We start from the raw sequence: 18,653 nt of genomic DNA on the forward strand, positions 1-18,653 counted from the left end.
GTAATATGTTTACACAGAATATAATTTCGCCATGTCTCAGTTCGTCGCGAAGTTTCGGGAGAGGCTATTTCTGCGATGAGAGGATGTGTGCCTAAATTCCTTTAGTAAAGCAGGACATTGTCTTATGAGAGCTTGTTCCGCTTTGTGGACGTCATCTATTCTGTGCATGCTAGCGCTTGGAATTAGCGTCGATCCCTCAGAGGTTCGGGCGGGTGAGAGGTTGGCGTTTGAGCACGCGGATGGGTACGGCAAGTTCAGCCAGGGTGGACGGGGAGGCCGCATCATCTATGTCACCAGCCTCAATGATGATGGGCCTGGAACGTTGCGCGAATGCGTAGAGGCGCAAGGACCCCGCAACTGCCTGTTCAAAGTCGCCGGAATTGTAGAACTAACGCGGCCGATCATGATCGGAGAGGATAGCAGCTTCGTATCAATCCTTGGCCAGACGGCGCCAGGCGGCGGCGTCCTGCTGACCATCAGCAACAAGGACCGCAAGAACAAGCATACGCCATTCATAATTAAGAGAAGCCATAACGTGATCCTTCGCCATATCAGGATTCGACCGCGTTTTCCCAACAGCGTGGAGAATGTCGATGCCCTGACGATTGAGGACAGCTCCAATATTTATGTCGATCATATATCCGGTTCGTGGGCCACGGATGAAAACATAAATACCCACGCTGACTCCACCAAAGTAACGATCGCTCACTCAATCTTCGGCGAAGGCTTAAATAAGCACAGCAAGTGCGCATTGCTCGGATCTGATCCGCGCCAGCCTCAGGAGATCACGTTCTGGGGCAACGCCTGCGTGTCAAATCGGGACCGGAATCCCGACAATAATCACTATGGTGGGTCATGCATTGACGTCATAAACAATGTATTCTTTAATGCGCGCTCCGAATGGGGCGAAGTTTTTTCGCAATATCCCGGCGGCACGCCAATCTCCTACGTTGGTAATTATTTCAAAGCCGGGCCCAGTACCGAAGACATCACCTACGCGATAAATTGGAACGATACCAACAGTGCCGCCGAGCCGCGCATCTACCAGCATGACAATCTGACCTGGAGTTCTGGCTCGAAAAAGGTCGCCTTGGTCGCACCGGATACTGAGAGGCTTCTCGTGTCGACGCCGCCTTGTCCGCTGTCAGTCGGCAACATCCTAACCGCCACCGACGCCTATCGGAACGTGCGCCAGCGTGCGGGCGCGTTTCCGAGGGACGCAATCGATGCAAGACTCATTAAGGAGATCGCGGACATGAACCAGACCGGACAAGGGCGGATGGTCAAGGCGCCGGGTGAATTGCCGCCCATCGCGCCGGGCGAAGCATATGCTGACGCGGATGGTGACGGTATCGCAGACAGTATCGAGCTGGCCGTGGGTGCAAAGCCTGGAACCAGCGATCCTTGGGAGGATGGGGATGGGGATGGATGGTCGAATTTTGATCAGTTCATGGAAAAGTTGGCGCAGGATCGGATTATCGGCGAGTATCCCTGAGAAAGCTGTGTTCTGCATTGACGGGGGTCCGTCATCGTTGGACAGGTGCCGATGAACGTCAGCTACGCCACTCTTCCGACCGGACGGCCCTTAAAGGTGCTCATCGTTCTGCCAGCGCTTGGAGCGGGAGGCACGGAACGCGTAGTCAATATGCTCGCCAACCACTGGGCGGAGGTCGGTTACGATGTGACGCTGTTGACACTTGAGAACCATGATGCCACGCCATATTACACCTTCTCTCCTCGGGTGCGCATTAGACGGATTGGCGTACCGCCCAGACGGGCGCCCTTTTTGGTGGCAACGTGGCTTGCCTTTTTGCGTGTCCGGCGCATGCGAGCCGAGATCTCCAGACGCAAACCGGACTTTTTGCTCAGCTTTTTGACCCGAACCAATCTCCTCGCCTTGGTAGCCACGCTTGGAACCGGTATCCCCACCGTTGTGTCGGAACGAAACAATCCGGACGCTCAACCCTTTGGGCCACTTTGGAAACTTCTCCAGCGGACTCTATATCCGCGAGCCTTTGGGCTTGTAACCATGACACAGGGCGCGATGGATCATTTTTCCATCGCGCAGCGCCGCCGATCATGGGTCATTCCAAATGCGGTCAACCTGCCTGTCGGCTGGAGAGACCGTCGCGGCAGCAACGTCTTGACGGCGGTTGGTCGGCTCACTCGCCAGAAGGGATTTGACCTGTTGTTGCAGGCGTTCGCCCGTATCGAAGCGCGGTTTCCCTCGTGGCGATTGGTTATCTGGGGTGAAGGCGAAGCCCGGCAGGAGCTCGAAGCGCAGCGCGAAGCGCTTGGACTTGCCAGCCGCGTCGACTTGCCTGGGGTAACAAAAACGCCGGGTGAATGGATCGAGACAACTGACATTTTTGTTCTGTCGTCGCGCTACGAGGGTTGGGGTATCGTCCTGCTTGAGGCGATGGCCGCTGGCCTTCCGGTCGTTTCATTCGCATGCAAATGGGGCCCCGAGGTCATGATAACCAATGGGCACGACGGCTTGCTTGTTCCGCCCGAAGATATCGGCGCTCTTGCGCAAGCTTTAGAGCAAACGATATCCGACAGCGAGCTTAGGCGCCGATTGGCGGCCAACGCATGTAGGTCGGCCGACAAATATTCCAGGCAGAGCGTCCTGAGCGCATGGGACCAAATGGCATGGGATGTAACCCATCTCGAACGGCGCGAGTGAAGCAGATGAGTTCATTTCCGGTCAAGGCGGTGCGGCGAATCCGAAGACGCACAATGCTGATGCGCTATGCGCTCCAGGCAGACAGCTTCCTAACTTCATATCCCAAATCCGGCAGGACATGGTTTCGTTACTTGCTGTCACACTACTTTGCTGATGTCGCAGGCATTGGCCAAGCGATCGACTTGCACAACATGTTTTCGGTCGTACCGAACTTTGATTTAGACACAGAACGAGGCATTCCGGGTTTTAACAAGAACGGAATCGAATACACAATTCCGAAAATCTGGGTGAGTCACCTCCACTACAGGCGGACACTTTTCTTCAACCGTCCTGTCATCCTGATGGTTCGCGATCCACGCGATGTCGTTGTGTCTGCCTATTTCCACGCTACCCGGCACAAACATCGTTTCGCGGGTGGCCTGACTGAGTTCGTTTCCGATGGCGAGCAGGGTTTGCCGGCCATGTGCCGCTATCTCAACGGCTGGGCAAAAGGACTGTCGCACAGGCGGCACCATATCGTCAGTTATGAGGCCCTCTCGCGCCAAACAGAAGTTGAAACGACAGCCGCTCTCGCCTTTTTGGGCTGCGCAGTCGAACCAGAAGCTTTAAGGCGTGCCGTCGACGCCGGGCGCTTTGAAGCGATGCAAGAACAGGAGATTGCCCAAGGAATCCCGGCGCATGATTATGATCGGTCGGACAAGGAAAGCTTGAGAATGCGGCGCGGTCGAGTTGGCGCCTTTAGTGAATATATGGATCCCGGACTGGTTGGCTTGGTTGACGATATCTGCAGGAGACAATTGTCTTCTTCGGCCAAACGTCTGCTTGCTCCCACCGGATTCGTGAGGCCAATTGTTTGATTAACACAGCGGAATGGTGCAACTAATCCGTATGAGCGATCGAAGTCCGTATTCAGAAGACATTTTCTCGTAACAATACAAAATAGGATTAATCAGATTGGGGTATTATTGCTCTGAAGCAACAAGTATAGGCGAATGATATACGTTTAGATCATTAAATCCATAGAGTTTTGATACTATAAACATCCATTTACAGCTCGGAATGTTTGTGCGAATGTACTATGAATAGTCGCAGCCAATGCATAAGTCATTTGCCGCAATGCTACACTATCCAGTTCGATCCCAAAGTCAGTTGGCCCACATGAGTATTCTTTGTGAGGCGCGGAAAACTGAGCAGAGTCGCTTTTTAAGAATGCTGCAAGTGCGGATTGTGAGGGGGACGTCATGCGACGCGACGATCAAGCGTGGACCGAACCACAGCCCGACGCGATGGGGCCGAGGGCGCGCCGCACTCATGCACTCCAAATCGTATCAAAGCGGCTGTCGGACGCCGGCTGGCGACGGTTGCGCGCGGCCATCTTAAATGTAAGCAAGTCGCCTGGCCTATTTGTTGCCGACTTGTTCGCGGCAGTCCTCGCACTCTCGTTTGCATTCATGCTTCGATACGGCGTCGATGCTTTGGCGCTGCGTGCGGAGGTGGTGCGGGCGTTGGCTATAGCCTGCTGGCAGTACCTGGCGATGTGTGCAATCCTCTTTCCGCTTTGCGGTCTTTACAGTCGAAATTGGCGATATGGTTCGGTTGCCGACCTCGGCACCGTCGTGCGTGCTGTTGCCATTAGCTCCGGTCTTTTCGTCGTTATACTCTTCTTCGGCACAAGGCTGCAGGATATTCCGCGGAGCGCGATCGTCGTTGAGCCATTATTGCTCGCAGCCTTCTTGCTCGCTTCGCGCCTTAGTTTCAGATGGGACGAGTTGCGGCAATGGGGAAGGGCGGTGACCCAGGCTTCCTCGGTAAACGTGCGACGCGTCCCCACGCTGCTCGTCGGTGCACAAGGGGCGGCAGATTTATATCTGCGTGCTGTCAGTCGCGACAAGAACTGCCAGCATCTGCCTGTCGGCTGCCTGGACGTTGACTCTGTGCACCAAGGCATGACGCTGCGTGGCGTTCCAATTCTTGGAACGCTCGACCAGTTCGGATTTGCTGTGGAACAGCTCAAACGTGAAGGGCTGTGCCCCCGCCACATCGTTTTCACCGAGCCACCTTCTGCTTTCGGCGATGAGCGATCGGAGACACTTATACGTCAGGCCGAGTCAATGGGTATTTCTGTTTCGCGCCTCTCTCAGATGACGGAACTGAAAAATGCACATAGGGAAAACCGCTTTGAACTGCGAGCCATCGAGCTTACCGATTTGCTGGAGCGACCACAGGCTGCCCTCGATCACGAAGCGATTGACCGATTGGTCAAGGGCCGACGGGTTTTGGTAACGGGTGCGGGAGGGTCGATCGGAAGTGAGTTGACGTTGCAAATAGCCGCCTGCGAGCCGGCGGAGGTGGTGTTGATTGAGAACTGCGAACTCAACCTTTACCAGATCGATATGGAACTCAGCGAGCGTTTTCCGGATGTTCCGCGCTTCCCACATATGTGCAACGTGCGCCGTGCGAACCGCGTCGATCGCATCTTCGAAGACCATCGACCAGAATTGGTGTTTCACGCCGCGGCACTGAAGCACGTGCCGATGGTCGAGAAGAACGCATGCGAAGGTGTCCTGACAAATGTTGTTGGCACAATGAACGTTGCACGGGCGGCGGCGCGAAGTGGCGTTCTGGCGATGGTGCAAGTGTCGACTGACAAAGTGGTCAATCCGACGAGTGTGATGGGAGCGACAAAACGCCTTGCGGAACTTTATTGCCAGGCGCTGGATCTTCGAGGCTTTGACGAACATCGTGGACCGCGGTTCATGACAGTGCGGTTTGGAAATGTACTCGGGTCGAGCGGCTCTTTGATTCCCCTATTTAAGAAGCAACTCGCGCGCGGCGGGCCGCTGACAATAACGGACCCGAACATGACTCGCTTCTTTATGACAATCCGGGAAGCAGTCGAACTAACATTGCAGGCTTCGGCCTATGGCCTGGAAGGTGAAATCGGCCAGGGAGAGATTTTCGTCCTGGATATGGGAGAACCGATCAAGATCATCGACATTGCCAAGCGTATGATAACCTTGGCCGGGTTCACGCCTGACGTGGATATTCCGATCACAACGATTGGGATGCGACCGGGGGAAAAGCTATTCGAAGAGCTCTTCGATGACGGTGAACAGCGGGTTGCCTCGCCTGTTCCTGGCGTCCTGGGAGCGGTCCCATCCCCGGTCGCCCTGGAGGTGTTGGAGGAAGCGTTCGAAGCACTGCAGACCCACGGAGAGATGGGCGAGGAGGAGCGCGTTCTAGAAATTATCGGCCAAATCGTCGAAGGGTTTGAAAGGTCGCCGAAAGCCGCTCCCTTGTGGGGTATCGCCAGGACGAGGCCCCAGGCGCGGAAGCAGGGCAAGGGACGCCGGGTGAAAATAACGTCAAACATCACGCCCCTACCTCGCTGAAACCATTCGCTTTAACGCGTCAGGGGCGGCATTTTGCAATGATCACTCGGGTTTTAAACTGCATCACCGGCCTGAACGTTGGCGGCGCCGAATATATGCTGGCGAGATTTGTAAACGAGCTGCGTGGTACTGACTATCTACCAGAGGTCATGTCTCTTATGAGCCCTGGGCCGGTTGCTGCCTTATTGAGAGCCAACAACGTCCCCATTCACGCACTGGACATGCACACCTCCATGACGTCTCTTCGAGCGCTCACCCGCCTTCGCTCAGTAATGGCAGCCACGCCGAGCGATCTTCTGCACGGATGGATGTACCATGGCAATTTGGCGGCATCCGCGGCTGCGCTGATGGGCGCTTCCCAGCCGGTAATCTGGAGCGTCCACCACTCTCTTGATGAGATAAAGAGGGAAAAGCCCCTGACGCGGTTCATCATCCGCCTGCAAGCGCGGCTTTCGAAAATGACGTCTGCCATCTCCTATTGTTCCAGCACCGCAGCCGCTCAGCATGAGGCCCTCGGATTCGATGCATCAAAACGGGTAATTATTCCAAACGGAATTGACTGTGAGGCGTTCCGCCCCCTTCCGAATGCTCGCGAGCGTATTCGTGCGGAACTGAATATACCTCCCGAACGGCTGGTAATCGGCAATGTCGCGAGAGCGCACCCGATGAAAAATCATGAGGGTTTCGTTAGAATACTGGCGCAACTGCGCACCCAGGGGTTCGATGTGCACGGTTTGATCATTGGCGAAGGTCACAGTGATGGAGCCGCGCGCCGGCTCGCACGCGATATGGACCTGGAGGACCGGCTAACGACACCAGGTCCCCGAAGCGACGTTGCCAGTTTGTTGCCGGGGTTTGATGTTTTCGTCTTGTCATCTGCTTGGGGGGAAGCGTTCCCGCTTTCGGTTGCCGAGGCCATGGCTTGTGGCGTACCCGTTGTTGCAACCGACATTGGCGATTGTGCCTGGCTCATCGGTGACCATGATCTCATCAGCAGACCCGGCGATCCGGAAGCTCAAGCTCAGGTCGTAGCGAGCCTTTTCAGCCAGTCCGCCGAAGCGCGATCGAGGCGTGGCTTGGCGGGTCGAAAGCGGGTCGAACAAAGGTTTTCGCTGAGACAATATCGAGACGCTCACATGTGCCTCTATGAGGCTGCCTTGGAGGAGCGCAGACGAAGTGGATCGAATAATGCATGGCGTCGAATCGGAGCTTAGGAGCCGGCCAGGCGAAGGTCCGGACTACGCTGAGGCGGGAAAAGTCGGGACGCCTCCCCGCAAGATTGCAGTCATCTCAAGTTATTCCCCCTCTTTGACCAATTTCCGTTATGAACTTCTGAAGCGGATGGTTGAAGCGGGACACGCCGTAACTGCTTTCGGCCCGGAGGATGACGACGCCGTCAGGGGCGATCTGGCAAAGATCGGGGTTGCCTTCGTTGTCATCCCGATGGCGCGGGCAGGGCTCAACCCACTTGAGGATATTGCCACCGTCAGCGCGTTACTCAAGCATTTTCGCAAGCTCCGGCCGGATGTGGTTGTGCCGTACACCATGAAACCGATTATCTATGCGGGCATCGCCGGGCGGCTCGCCAAAATTCCCAGTCGATGTTTTCTCATCACCGGCTTAGGGCATGTGTTTTCGGATAGTTGCGGCGCCACGCTGAAGGGCAAATTCATGCGAGCAGCAAGCGTCCTATTGTATCGCATCGCTTTGAGTGGCGCGAAAGTCATCTTCACGTATAACGAAGCGGACGATAAGGATATGAAGCATTATCGGATGACCACCGATGATACTAAGATTTGCCGCGTTCCAGGCTCCGGAATTGACCTCGTTCACTTCGGCTACCAGCCCCCGCCGTCTGGCAGGTGCGTCTTCTTGCTGATCGCGAGGCTCCTGACAGACAAAGGCATCCACGACTACGTGGATGCTGCGCGGCTAGTCAAGAGAACTGTTCCCGACGCCGAGTTCAGGCTGCTTGGCCAATTCGATCCCAACCCGGCTGCAATTTCAAGAAAGCAAATCCAGGACTGGAGCAGCGAAGGGGTTATCAAATATCTGGGAGAGACGAGAGATGTCCGCCCCTATCTGGCTGATTGCAACGTGTTCGTGCTGCCCTCGTATTACCGGGAGGGTATTCCGCGCAGCATCCTGGAGGCACTGTCGACAGGAAGGGCCGTGATAACGACCGATCTCCCTGGCTGCCGCGAGACGGTGATCCAAAATGTGAATGGGCTTCTCGTCCCTCCCAGAAACGCCAAAGCGCTGGCGGATGCGATGCTAAGCTTTGTCCGGGATCCAACGGCTGCGGCGCAAATGGGTCTCGAATCGCGCCGTGTTGCCCAGCAAAAATTTGACGTTCATGACGTCAATAAGACACTGCTTTTGCGCATGGGGCTCGTCTAACGCATCCGCGTTGAAGACTGATAGCGACAAGTGTTCGCCAGTGCTACTGTCAATATGATCGGCATCGCCCAAAAGCGGCCGTAGACGCTTGGGAAGGCATTGATCAAAAAGAGAAAAAGGCAGACCGTGCAGATTGCAGATGCGGCAAGATGTCGTCCTCCCGGCTGTTGCCAGGCTGACAGCGCAGGACCGAAACTTGCGCCAATCATCACGATGAAGCCCACCATGCTGAGAAATCCGCCTTCCGTCCACAACAGAAGATAGAGGTTGTGCACAGGTTGCGTTAATACGCTGGTCAGCGCGTACTGATCGGCGCCAAGCCCAAAGAGGAAAGTATCCTTTGTCCGACCGATCGCTTCATGGATCAATTGTAGGCGATGTTGGAAGGAACCGGCCTGGTCGAGGTCTCCACTTTCCAGCGCGCCGAGAACGCGCCTTTGAAACGCGACCGGAAGATAATCCCGGCCCCATCGCTCGACAATTACGATCAAAATGGCGCCCAAGGCGCCGATAGGCGCAAGAAGTTTTACATTCAAGGTCAAGGCGCAGAACAGGCCGACACCCAAGAGGAAAGACGCCAGGCCAGTGTTGGATCCCGTCAACATCACGCCGTAGCCCATGAAGGGTAAAGCCAGCAGGCCGAGCTTGCTGGATCCGCGGCCGAAGCAGAATGTGAGCAGCATCGGAACGGAAAGTGCAATCAGTGCGGAGCACTCGTTTTCGCGTTCTACAAAACCGGTCAAGCGGCCACTGCCGCTGACGAACGTGGTATTTGTCTCGGCCACTATGTTGATGACATATGCCCCGTGTAGGCACATCAGTAATATCGACGCCACGTAAACCTTGGACATTAACAGCAGCCTTTGACGGTCGCTGCTGCCGATGACGACAAGAAGAATGAAGTACGCGAAGAAATATTGAACGATGTAAACGGTGCCCCGCAATGGATCGCCGTTGATCATGCTGCTCACAAGCAGTCCTGTCAGCAGCATGCACAGTCCGAGCAGCCAAACCACAGTCGGCACCGCGCCGATCGGATCAAATCGCAGCCGGCCGCGCAGCACAAGGATGAAAAGACAGATGCATGCAAACGCGTCGCTGAGAGTGAAGTAGAAAAACGGCAGCCGGAGAAAATTCATGGGCGACAAGAAAACGGCGGCTAGTGCAGACAAATTCTCAGCCCAATCAGCGACTTGTGACCCGTTTCTTTCCCTAAAACGAGAACGGGCCAGCCAAGGAAGTCCCAAGTCCTCCCGTCGGGCCTGTAATACTTTCTTGGTAGACATGATTATACGCCCCCGATACTAGTCTTTGCTGCCGTCACCTTTTGTTAAGCAATAAGATAACTACGACAATATCGTATATTGTCTTTAGGATCACGAGATTTTCTTGCCAAAAAAGGGCGCATCTTCTAGTCTTTCAAAGGCCATTGAAGCAGATGACGGATCTGGGAATCCGCGAATTCGGGCAACGATCACATGCGTTGGCGTTGAGTTTTGGCGTTGAGTTTTGAATGAGCATCGGAGGCGGTATGCTTACGACCGAACGTGCGGCTGGTAACTTTGCGTACAATAGCAGTGACGGTAGCTCGCCATTCGTCAATGAGCGCTTTTCAAGCAGCAGAGGGACCGGAGAGGCCTGGTCGCTCGTGTGGCGGTACAAGAAGTTTTTAGCTTTTGTCATCACGGTTGGCGCGCTCCTCTCTCTGCTATTAAGTTTCGCGTTGCCCGCGGAATATGCAGCGACGTCGGCCATTGTTTTTGACCGGAATGACACGCGCCCTTACGAAGCTGTGGTGGAAGCGCAAAAACAAGAGCGCGATAAGTCGTCAATGGATACCGAACTCGACATTATCCGGTCTCGGGTCTTTATGGGTACCGTCGTCGATGCGCTGAATCTGGTCGCAGATCCCTTTTACAATTCCTATCTGAGCGTGGCCGAGCCAAACGCTCTCTCTCTTGTTGTTCGAAGGATCTCCGGTTGGTTTTTGGGTGGCGAGGAACGCGACGGCCGCCGCGCTCCAACAAACCGTATCATTTCCGAAACTGCCCAACGTGATCGCGCCATTACAACGCTTCTCGGCACCTTCACGGTCGATCGAAAGGGCGACAGCTTGGCGTTGACGATCACCGTTCGTCAACCAAGTCCGATCCAGGCGGCGGCCGTTGCTGATGCGATTGCCCGGCATTACGTCGAATGGACAAGCAATCTGAAGTCAGTTGCGACTTCGGAGACGATTAAATATCTGCGTCAGCAGTCGGATGAACTGGCAGTCTCAATTACGAAACGCGAACGCGAGATAGCAGCCTTTACTGCTACGAGCGATCTCACCTTTGATCCAAAGGATGATTTGCTTCGAGCCCGCACCGAACAATTGAACGAGCAATTTACACTCGCACGCGTCGATGAGGCGGGAGAATGGGCGAAGGTGAACGAAGCTAAGGCCCGTCTCGCCTCAGGTGGCGAGGAAGACATCGGCAAGGTTGTCACGTCCGATCTACTTACCAGCCTTCGAACCGAGGGAGCCCGTCTTCAGAGGCTGCGAGGACAATTGACGTCTAAATTCGGCAACAACCATCCCCTTGTTATCGACGCCGATGCTGAGATTGCCTCAAACCGGAAGATGATCCTCGACGAGGCGAGCCGAATTCTCCAGGAACTCGAAAACAACGCGAGGGTGGCAAGCATTCGGGTGAAGAATTTTGAGCAGGCAGTGTCGGTATTGCAAGACAGGGTGCAGTCCCGCAATCTAGCTGAAATCCGCAGACGAGAACTTGAGCGCGACCTCCTGAGCGAGCAGAAGCGTTATGATGCTGTAGAACTGCGTCTGAGCGCTCTGGACCCTGACCGGGAACAGTTCAAAGCGACTGCGATGGTGTCCTCGTTCGCCGAGGTGCCTGTTCAACCGTCCTTTCCTCAGCCGCTATTTATATTTGGAGCGGGACTTGTCGGTTCTAGTCTTCTCGCCCTTATGGGGATGATCATTCTGGACAATTTGGACAGCCGTATTCATTCTTCCAGGACCGTCTCGGCGATCCTCGGCCGGCCGAATATCGTTAGCGTCCCTGGCTGTGCCCTTAAGCATGATGTAGCGAAGGAGACAGGCTCGAGACTGCTGGCTGATGAGAACTCTGGACTGGCGATTGCGGCCCGCACGCTTTGCTTGGCTTGGAAAACGATCGACAGCTCGCCAGGAAGCAAGGTTGTCATGTTCACCTCGACATCGAGGCGCGATGGCAAGACGATGTTGTCGGTCGCCATGGCTGCTTCTGCTCAACGTGAAGGCTTGAGCACGATCCTGGTTGACCTCTCGGCGGGTGCAGTGAATGCCTACAGTGTAACCTCAAGCCGGGGTCTAGCCAACAGCCCCATTGCCGGCTCCGACCTCAAGCATATGGTGACACGCTCGCCGTCATATCCCTTCTTGGACGTTCTTACGGGGCGACCGTCGCTGCAGCAATACCGAGAACTGTTCAACGCCTTGAGACAACACTACGATCTCGTCATCGTGGATACACCAGCCACCGACACGGCCCAGGACGCGATCTGGCTGTCGGCGCATGTCGACTCGATATTCGTGATTGGCGTACTTCATAAAACGAGACAAGCCGCGCTGGTTGACTTGGTAGAGCGATTAAACCTCAACCACGCATTCATTATCGGCGGGATTATAAACAGTGCCGCTGATCATGGATCCTCGGTTAAGCGGATTGATTGGACGATTGCAAGAAACATGCTGGCATCCTTGCGCGTATTCAGCTTGAAAAGATCAACCTAATCCACTCGTATCATTGGCGCCTGCGTTATCCGCAATGTGGGCTCGATAGGGGAGCAACATCGCAAGCATCCATAAAGATGCCATTGTGATGTGCGCGATGTTGGCGCCCATGGGGCCGATGACAGGTATGAGCGCAAAGGCAGTAAGATGAAATGCCAAGGTGGAAAACAAGACGCTGCGAAGAACGGCGTTTTCGCGCCCCATTGCAAGCAATGCGGACCGCAGGACAGAGCCGTTCAGCACCATAACAACGGCGATGGCCTGGACGACAACTAAAGGTGCGGCTCCTATAAACTGCGCGCCCGCTGTCCAGAGCAAAAGAGGCTTAATCGTCAGGCTCACGACGGCGATGAGACAAATGCCGGCGGCGAGTAGAAGCCATTGGGTCTGCCGTACGATGCGGCGAAATGCCGAAACTGAATGGGTCGCCCAAAGTCTCGAAAGCTCCGGGTACACAACGGTTTGGACTTGTACACCGGCTTGTTGCGCCATCCTGCCTATGCGCTTTGCTATGTGGTAAAGCCCGGCCGCTGTTGGATCGGCCAGATACCCGACCAAGAGCGTATCCAGCTCGTTTGCGCTCGAGCGGATCGTAAGAGAGATGTTTGCCGACAGCGCGAAGCGCCACAATCCAGGTACGCTCTGTGTTATGCCCGTTAGAGGTGCCGTCAGAATATTCTGATAGCCGCGGCGGCGTGTTTCCAGGAACGCAAGCCCTGTCATGCTCATGGAACTGATGATCTGCATGCCCATCCAGATAAACGTGAACTCTCTCAATCCCCATCCAGCCAGCAGCCCGATACCGCACAGAAGCACCCTGACGAAGCTACCGAGGACCTGACTGTAGGCAAGCGTGGAAAAACCACCGAAAAGCCGCAAGACCGCTGTGGGCATTCCGGCAATCTGGAACGGCAGGGCGCTGCAGTAAATCAGGGCAAAGGTTTGGACTTCGGGTCGGATCCCCACAAGCGGCGAAGCAAAAAGGATTAGACCAACCGCGACAATCCAAGAAACGAGCGCAGCCCCTACGTCCAACACAAAGCCGAATTTTAGCAACCGCCGGAGATCTTCAGTTCGCTGATCCTCCATCGCCTGCGCACCGAACTTGATCAAAGGCTGCCAGGATTGAAAGCTGACCAGTCGCTCGATCGCGCGACTGAACGCAAAACAGAGAGCAAGAATGCCGTAATCCGCCGGTCCCAGTGCTCGGGCAGTCAAGGCAAAGGCCACAAGCCCAACCATCGACGCTACAAAGTTGCCGCTTAGGAGATGAAGTATCTGTCTTAAATGCTTGGCGAAATCGCGCTCGCTGAAAACCCTTGCCCTGAAGCGATCCGCTTTTTTCGCAATGAGGGAAAACGCTGACATGGGCATTCCTTTGATGACGTCCAGGCCCAAGGCGATAAGGACGGCCAAGTCCAGATCGATAGTAGTGTTATGTAGAAAATCAGTATCACATATTGTTACAAGACAGTCGTCTTAGTCAAAACTAAGCGTTTAGGAGCATGCATTCTTAATCAATACTCGACAAAACGCAAATTCCGTTTATTCTGGGCTGAAATATTGGAGGCGAAGTCGGGCATGCGACGGCGTGCGCGCGCCACTATCTCTTGGCCGAGGGTGATCCATGTTTCAAGCGATCTTTACTTGGCGAGGGTTTTCTCGCCGGCCAGCCTTTTTGGGCTGTGTCTTCTTAGCGCTGGCGATGTCGGCGGCCTGCGCGAAAGCTGGTGCGGATGACTACCGCCTCTCCGCCGGCGACGCCGTAACCTTCGATTTTCTGGATGACGCGGAGCTTCCCGTCACCCTGACCGTTACCTCGGCCGGCGACGTCCAGTTTCCGCTGATCGGAGATGTTCGCATAGCCGGACTGACGGTCACTCAGGCGCTGGCCAGTCTCCGCGCGCAGTATGTCGAAAAAGACATTCTGAAGGACCCGAGGATCGCGCTAAACATCACGACGTTCAGGCCGATCTTTGTACTGGGCGAAGTGAACAGCCCTGGATCGTTTCCGTTTTACCCTGGCCTGACGGTTGAACAGGCCATCGGACTTGCAGGTGGAACCCAGACTGACGTCACCAATCCATCCGACCGGATTGTGGCGCGGGCCCGGTTGCGCGGTGAGATCGACGGCTCGGACGCTCAAATCGTTCACGAGGCCGTCTACGCCGCAAGATTGGTTGCCCAGCTTGAGGGACGCGATAAGGTAGACTTGAACGATGTACCTGAGATCGCAAAGAAATTTGTCCAAGATGTTTCAATAAAGTCAGTGGTCGAAATAGAACAAAAGATTCTGGAAACGGATTTAGCGACCAGCAGGTCTCAGATCGATATTCTTTCCCAAGGCATCAAGGAAGCAGAAAAAGGACTTGAGATTCTTCAGCAGCTGGAGGTGGAGCAGAAGGAGCTGGTTGCGACAACCGAAGCAGTTTTTGGCCGTGCGGACGAGCTGCGGCAGAAGCAACTGAATACCTCTGCCGAATGGCTGCGGGCAAAGACGGCCGCGTCTGGGGAAAAGGCAAGTCTGTTGCAAATCTACGCCGACATGTCGCGTTCACGGCGTGAGCTTGGGGGACTGCGATTAGACCTAGCAAAGCTTCAGGCAGACCGTCAGAACGACATTTTGCTGAAACAGCAAGAGCGGGATGTAGCGATCAAGAAGTTGATCGCGGAACGTCAATCAGCTGAAGAACAGTTCTTCCTGATGGCTGCGGCGTCGGCAACAGAAAACGCGGCCAAGAACAAGATCACTTTCTCCTATCAGATAAGACGTCAAGTGGACGGGAACCGACAGGCAATGCCTGCGGATGCACAAACCGAAGTTCTGCCCGGCGACGCGGTCATCGTCGCGATCGCTGGAATATAACGCCTCGGGGGATGAAGTGGTGGCACCAGGTGACTTCCGGGACGCGCGAGGTCGCAGCGAGCTCCTAAACGAAAGCTCAGTCAGCAAGAGGATCTTCGACATCCTGCTTTCGTCTCTTGTTCTGATCATCTGCTCGCCGATCTTTTTGACGGTCGCTGCGCTGACGTATCTCGCGTTGGGTTGGCCGGTTATGTTCCGCCAGGTGAGAGCAGGCCTTTCAATGCGGCCGTTCTCGATCTTGAAATTTCGCACGATGTCTAATGAGCGAGACGGGAAAGGCGACCTGCTTCCTGACCATTTGAGGCAAACGCGACTGACAGCCATCATCAGACGTCTTCGCTTTGACGAGCTGCCGCAGCTTCTTCTGGTTCTGGCAGGGGTGATGTCTTTTGTTGGACCGCGGCCCTTGCCTATTCAAACGCTGAGCGATCTTGGCGCCATCGGTCAGCTTCGCTGCAGGGTGCAGCCGGGCTTGACGGGTTGGGCCCAGGTCAACGGCAACACACGCCTGAACGACATGCAGAAGCTCGCTCTGGATATCTGGTATGTCGAGCAGCACAACCTTGCGCTTGACGTATTGATTGTGGCGATGACGCTCAAGACGTTGGTGTTGGGCGAGGTGGTGAATGAACACAATGTTCAGAAGGCTGAAACCCAGCCGACGATACTGTCCTGTTTGCGAGTTGGATTGGACCCGAAAGGCTAAACCATGCGTATCGTTGTCGTCGGAGCGGTGGAGTCAACAGTTGCTGCCATTGAAGCTCTCTTGGAATCACAGACTGCCCCTGCCGCAGTCGTGACGTTACCCCGAAAGGCCTTGGGCCGGCATTCTGACGCGATCGATATCTCCCAGGCCGTAAGCGCCACCCTCCCGATCATTTACGCAGAGGATGTGAACTCTGCCCCGATTGTAGCGGAGGTTCGGCAATTGAACCCTGACATCATTTTCATCGTCGGTTGGTCCCAGGTCTGCAAAGCACCCTTTCGTGAAGCGGCCCGCCTGGGCTGCATAGGTTTTCATCCTTCTTTGTTGCCGAAACTGAGGGGCAGAGCCGTCATTCCGTGGACAATCCTGACCCATCAACAGGAAACCGGCGCTAGCTTTTTTTGGGTCGACGATGGCATCGACACTGGCGACATACTGCGTCAGCAGCGCTTTCGGTTGAGAAATGACGAAACCGCGAGAAGTCTTTACGATAGGCAACGGAGCGCCATTCGCGAGCTTATTCCTCAAATCGTGAATGATTTTCACCAAGGCGTCGCGACCCGAACGCCGCAGGACCATGACCATGCCACCTACTGCGCGCGCCGCCGGCCTCAGGATGGGAAGATCGATTGGCATGCGGATGCAGCCGGGGTTCTGACTTTCATCAGGGCGGTTGGCGATCCCTATCCCGGCGCGTTTACAACGATGGACGGAGAGCGCCTGTCTATCTGGACCGCTCGGCCTTACGCGGATAGCCATCGCTACATCGGTCTTCCTGGGCAGATCCAGACACTAACCACCGGTGGTTTCGTCGTTCGATGCGGCAACGGTGAATGCGTCGAAGTGACGAAATGGACGACACCGGCAGATCGCAAAATTGCGCGTCACGCAGTTCTTGGGGAAGCGGAATGAACAGCGCTGCTTTCGGGACAACACTCGTGGTCGCACCTCATCCTGATGATGAGGTGCTCGGCGCTGGCGGCACGATGTCGAAGCTTTCGGCAGCTGGGAACGACGTGTTTGTCGCGATCGTCACCGAAGGAAAGCCACCCGCCTTCTCCGCAGCCATGGTCGCCAAAGTGCAGGCAGAATGCAGGCGCTCTCTCGAACTCCTCGGGGTCAAGGAAACCGTCTGGCTCGGCTTTCCAGCCGCGGCGCTTTCCGAAATAGCACATTCCACTCTCAATGCCGCGTTGGGCGAATTGATCGCGCGGTTGCGCCCGCAAACGCTCATCATCCCATTCCTCGGTGACATGCATCTGGACCACCAGCTCATCTTTGCCTCCTGTCTTGTTGCCGCACGCCCCCATCAGCCGCAGTATCCGACACTTATCCTTGCCTACGAGACGTTGTCGGAAACAAACTGGAACGCTCCCTATCTCACACCCTCTTTCGTGCCGAATGTCTTTGTCGACATCGAAGATCATCTGGAGCGAAAGCTTGAAGCAATGCGGTGCTACGCGTCCCAGATCCGCGATGCGCCGCATGAGCGGTCAATCGATAGCCTGCGGGCGCTGGCAACCCTGCGAGGGGCTACCGTGCTGAGACGTGCCGCGGAAGCCTTTGTTCTTGTTAGATGCGTCTGTTGAGGATGAATTCGGATCAGTGCCGATGACCGGCAAGTGAGGGAAGGATGCCAAAGTGGCCAGTTTATAGCGAAGAGCAAATCGAGGAGGTGGCCGAGGTCTTGCGATCGGGTCGCGTAAACGCCTGGACAGGACCCTACGTCGAGGCTTTCGAACAAGCCTATGCGGAATTCCTCGGCAACCGACGGGCCATTGCGCTCGCGAATGGAACCGTCGCGCTCGATCTTGCGCTGTTCGCGCTCGCCTTGGCGCCGGGCGATGAGGTCATCGTCACGCCCCGCAGCTTTGTTGCATCCGGTGCATGCGTACCATTCAGTGGCGGCGTCCCGATTTTTGCCGATGTCGACCCTGAGAGCCAGAACCTCACTTCTGATTCCATCGAAGCGAAGATAACCCCGCGCACAAAGGGGCTGATTGTGGTCCATCTTGCCGGTTGGCCGTGCGACATGCCCGAAATTATGCGCCTCGCCCGGCGGCATGGACTGTGGGTGATCGAGGATTGTGCGCAAGCCCATGGGGCTGAAATCGACGGAAAGCCCGTTGGCAGCTTTGGCGATATCGCGGCTTTTTCGTTCTGCCAGGACAAGATCATAACGACGGGAGGAGAAGGTGGGCTCATCTCGATGAATGATGACGCGCTTTGGTCGCGAGCCTGGAGCAGAAAAGATCACGGGAAATCCTACGATACGGTCATAAGAACCAAGGACCAAACGGGGTTTCGTTGGCTGCACGAGTCAATTGGTACGAACCTTCGAATGACCTCGATCCAAGCCGTGCTGGGGCTGCACCAACTGAAGCGGCTTTCCTCGTCGCGCGACATTAGGAGCAAGAACGCGGCAATCTTGGCGGAGGCGCTCTCAGGAATCGATGCGCTGCGGGTGCCAGTCCCGGAACCTCGGCTGCGGCATGCCTACTACCGCTTCTATGTCTTTGTTAGGCCCGACAAACTTAGCGCCGGCCATGACCGGGATCGTCTGATTGCCGAGATCAACGCCGAAGGGGTTCCCTGCTTTTCCGGCAGTTGCTCCGAAATATATCTCGAGAGATGTTTTTCTGATCTCGGTCTTTCGCCAAAGGAACGCCTGTCGACGGCCCAGATGTTGGGTGAGACGAGTTTGGCCTTCCTTGTCGACCCCACGATCGACGGAAGAACGATGCGCGCGAACGCAGAGATCGTCGCAACTGCCGTCAAGCGTGCGACAGCAGATGCACCAAAGCTCAGCGCGGCGGATGCTTAAG

The 18,653-nt window shown here is 55.5% G+C and carries 14 protein-coding genes; 12 read left to right on the forward strand and 2 right to left on the reverse strand.

What is annotated here, in order from left to right:
* Positions 1–220: 220 nt before the first annotated feature.
* The 6 genes from N2599_RS24415 (at position 221) to N2599_RS24440 (ending at position 8,478) form a co-directional block, all read left to right on the forward strand.
* Positions 221–1,495, forward strand: coding sequence for a pectate lyase family protein (locus tag N2599_RS24415; RefSeq protein ID WP_157814366.1), 1,275 nt, complete (start codon positions 221–223; stop codon positions 1,493–1,495).
* Positions 1,496–1,546: 51 nt separating this feature from the next.
* Positions 1,547–2,686, forward strand: coding sequence for a glycosyltransferase family 4 protein (locus N2599_RS24420; protein WP_037142335.1), 1,140 nt, complete (start codon positions 1,547–1,549; stop codon positions 2,684–2,686).
* A gap of 5 nt (positions 2,687–2,691) precedes the next feature.
* Positions 2,692–3,543, forward strand: coding sequence for a sulfotransferase domain-containing protein (locus N2599_RS24425; RefSeq protein ID WP_027510995.1), 852 nt, complete (start codon positions 2,692–2,694; stop codon positions 3,541–3,543).
* A 429-nt stretch (positions 3,544–3,972) separates the two neighbouring features.
* Positions 3,973–6,078 (forward strand): polysaccharide biosynthesis protein, encoded by a 2,106-nt coding sequence (locus N2599_RS24430; RefSeq protein WP_084606507.1) that lies wholly within the window; start codon positions 3,973–3,975, stop codon positions 6,076–6,078.
* 38 nt (positions 6,079–6,116) lie between these two features.
* The gene (locus N2599_RS24435) at positions 6,117–7,292 is read left to right on the forward strand and encodes a glycosyltransferase (protein ID WP_051336619.1); all 1,176 of its coding nucleotides are present in this window, start codon (positions 6,117–6,119) and stop codon (positions 7,290–7,292) included.
* Positions 7,267–8,478 (forward strand): glycosyltransferase family 4 protein, encoded by a 1,212-nt coding sequence (locus tag N2599_RS24440; protein ID WP_027510994.1) that lies wholly within the window; start codon positions 7,267–7,269, stop codon positions 8,476–8,478. Before N2599_RS24435 ends, N2599_RS24440 begins: the two co-directional genes overlap by 26 nt.
* Here N2599_RS24440 and N2599_RS24445 read toward each other — a convergent pair.
* Positions 8,475–9,764, reverse strand: coding sequence for an O-antigen ligase family protein (locus N2599_RS24445; protein WP_084606502.1), 1,290 nt, complete (start codon positions 9,762–9,764; stop codon positions 8,475–8,477). The two genes, N2599_RS24440 and N2599_RS24445, sit on opposite strands and share 4 nt — an antisense overlap.
* Before the next feature lie 245 nt (positions 9,765–10,009).
* Between N2599_RS24445 and N2599_RS24450 the strand changes: the two genes are divergently transcribed.
* Complete coding sequence (locus N2599_RS24450; RefSeq protein ID WP_027510992.1) at positions 10,010–12,256, forward strand: GumC family protein; 2,247 nt, start codon at positions 10,010–10,012, stop codon at positions 12,254–12,256.
* On the opposite strand, the gene N2599_RS24455 is transcribed toward N2599_RS24450, so the two are convergent.
* Positions 12,248–13,624 carry a lipopolysaccharide biosynthesis protein gene (locus tag N2599_RS24455; protein WP_051336628.1) on the reverse strand — a complete coding sequence of 459 codons (1,377 nt, stop codon included), beginning with the start codon at positions 13,622–13,624 and terminating at the stop codon, positions 12,248–12,250. The genes N2599_RS24450 and N2599_RS24455 overlap by 9 nt on opposite strands.
* A 259-nt stretch (positions 13,625–13,883) precedes the next feature.
* Between N2599_RS24455 and N2599_RS24460 the strand changes: the two genes are divergently transcribed.
* From N2599_RS24460 to N2599_RS24480, 5 genes are read left to right on the forward strand one after another with little or no spacing between them, the layout of a single operon-like run.
* Positions 13,884–15,122 carry a polysaccharide biosynthesis/export family protein gene (locus tag N2599_RS24460; protein ID WP_051336618.1) on the forward strand — a complete coding sequence of 413 codons (1,239 nt, stop codon included), beginning with the start codon at positions 13,884–13,886 and terminating at the stop codon, positions 15,120–15,122.
* Positions 15,064–15,828 carry a sugar transferase gene (locus tag N2599_RS24465; RefSeq protein ID WP_084606501.1) on the forward strand — a complete coding sequence of 255 codons (765 nt, stop codon included), beginning with the start codon at positions 15,064–15,066 and terminating at the stop codon, positions 15,826–15,828. Before N2599_RS24460 ends, N2599_RS24465 begins: the two co-directional genes overlap by 59 nt.
* Before the next feature lie 3 nt (positions 15,829–15,831).
* Positions 15,832–16,740 carry a methionyl-tRNA formyltransferase gene (locus N2599_RS24470; RefSeq protein WP_027510990.1) on the forward strand — a complete coding sequence of 303 codons (909 nt, stop codon included), beginning with the start codon at positions 15,832–15,834 and terminating at the stop codon, positions 16,738–16,740.
* Positions 16,737–17,417 (forward strand): PIG-L deacetylase family protein, encoded by a 681-nt coding sequence (locus tag N2599_RS24475; protein ID WP_027510989.1) that lies wholly within the window; start codon positions 16,737–16,739, stop codon positions 17,415–17,417. The genes N2599_RS24470 and N2599_RS24475 overlap by 4 nt, the downstream gene beginning before the upstream one ends.
* 44 nt (positions 17,418–17,461) lie before the next feature.
* Positions 17,462–18,652, forward strand: a complete 1,191-nt coding sequence (locus tag N2599_RS24480; RefSeq protein ID WP_037142329.1) for a DegT/DnrJ/EryC1/StrS family aminotransferase — start codon at positions 17,462–17,464, stop codon at positions 18,650–18,652.
* Position 18,653 lies beyond the last annotated feature (1 nt).

Source organism: Rhizobium sullae, from assembly GCF_025200715.1.
Taxonomy (GTDB): domain Bacteria; phylum Pseudomonadota; class Alphaproteobacteria; order Rhizobiales; family Rhizobiaceae; genus Rhizobium; species Rhizobium sullae.

Excerpts from the sequence above, each read along its gene's own strand:
- N2599_RS24420 (WP_037142335.1), top strand. The coding sequence starts at position 1,547 with ATGAACGTCAGCTACGCCACTCTTCCGACCGGACGGCCCTTAAAGGTG.
- N2599_RS24425 (WP_027510995.1), top strand. The coding sequence starts at position 2,692 with ATGAGTTCATTTCCGGTCAAGGCGGTGCGGCGAATCCGAAGACGCACA.
- N2599_RS24430 (WP_084606507.1), top strand. The coding sequence starts at position 3,973 with ATGGGGCCGAGGGCGCGCCGCACTCATGCACTCCAAATCGTATCAAAG.
- N2599_RS24435 (WP_051336619.1), top strand. The coding sequence starts at position 6,117 with ATGATCACTCGGGTTTTAAACTGCATCACCGGCCTGAACGTTGGCGGC.
- N2599_RS24440 (WP_027510994.1), top strand. The coding sequence starts at position 7,267 with ATGCATGGCGTCGAATCGGAGCTTAGGAGCCGGCCAGGCGAAGGTCCG.
- N2599_RS24445 (WP_084606502.1), bottom strand. The coding sequence starts at position 9,764 with ATGTCTACCAAGAAAGTATTACAGGCCCGACGGGAGGACTTGGGACTT.
- N2599_RS24450 (WP_027510992.1), top strand. The coding sequence starts at position 10,010 with ATGCTTACGACCGAACGTGCGGCTGGTAACTTTGCGTACAATAGCAGT.
- N2599_RS24455 (WP_051336628.1), bottom strand. The coding sequence starts at position 13,624 with ATGTCAGCGTTTTCCCTCATTGCGAAAAAAGCGGATCGCTTCAGGGCA.
- N2599_RS24460 (WP_051336618.1), top strand. The coding sequence starts at position 13,884 with ATGTTTCAAGCGATCTTTACTTGGCGAGGGTTTTCTCGCCGGCCAGCC.
- N2599_RS24465 (WP_084606501.1), top strand. The coding sequence starts at position 15,064 with ATGCACAAACCGAAGTTCTGCCCGGCGACGCGGTCATCGTCGCGATCG.
- N2599_RS24470 (WP_027510990.1), top strand. The coding sequence starts at position 15,832 with ATGCGTATCGTTGTCGTCGGAGCGGTGGAGTCAACAGTTGCTGCCATT.
- N2599_RS24475 (WP_027510989.1), top strand. The coding sequence starts at position 16,737 with ATGAACAGCGCTGCTTTCGGGACAACACTCGTGGTCGCACCTCATCCT.
- N2599_RS24480 (WP_037142329.1), top strand. The coding sequence starts at position 17,462 with ATGCCAAAGTGGCCAGTTTATAGCGAAGAGCAAATCGAGGAGGTGGCC.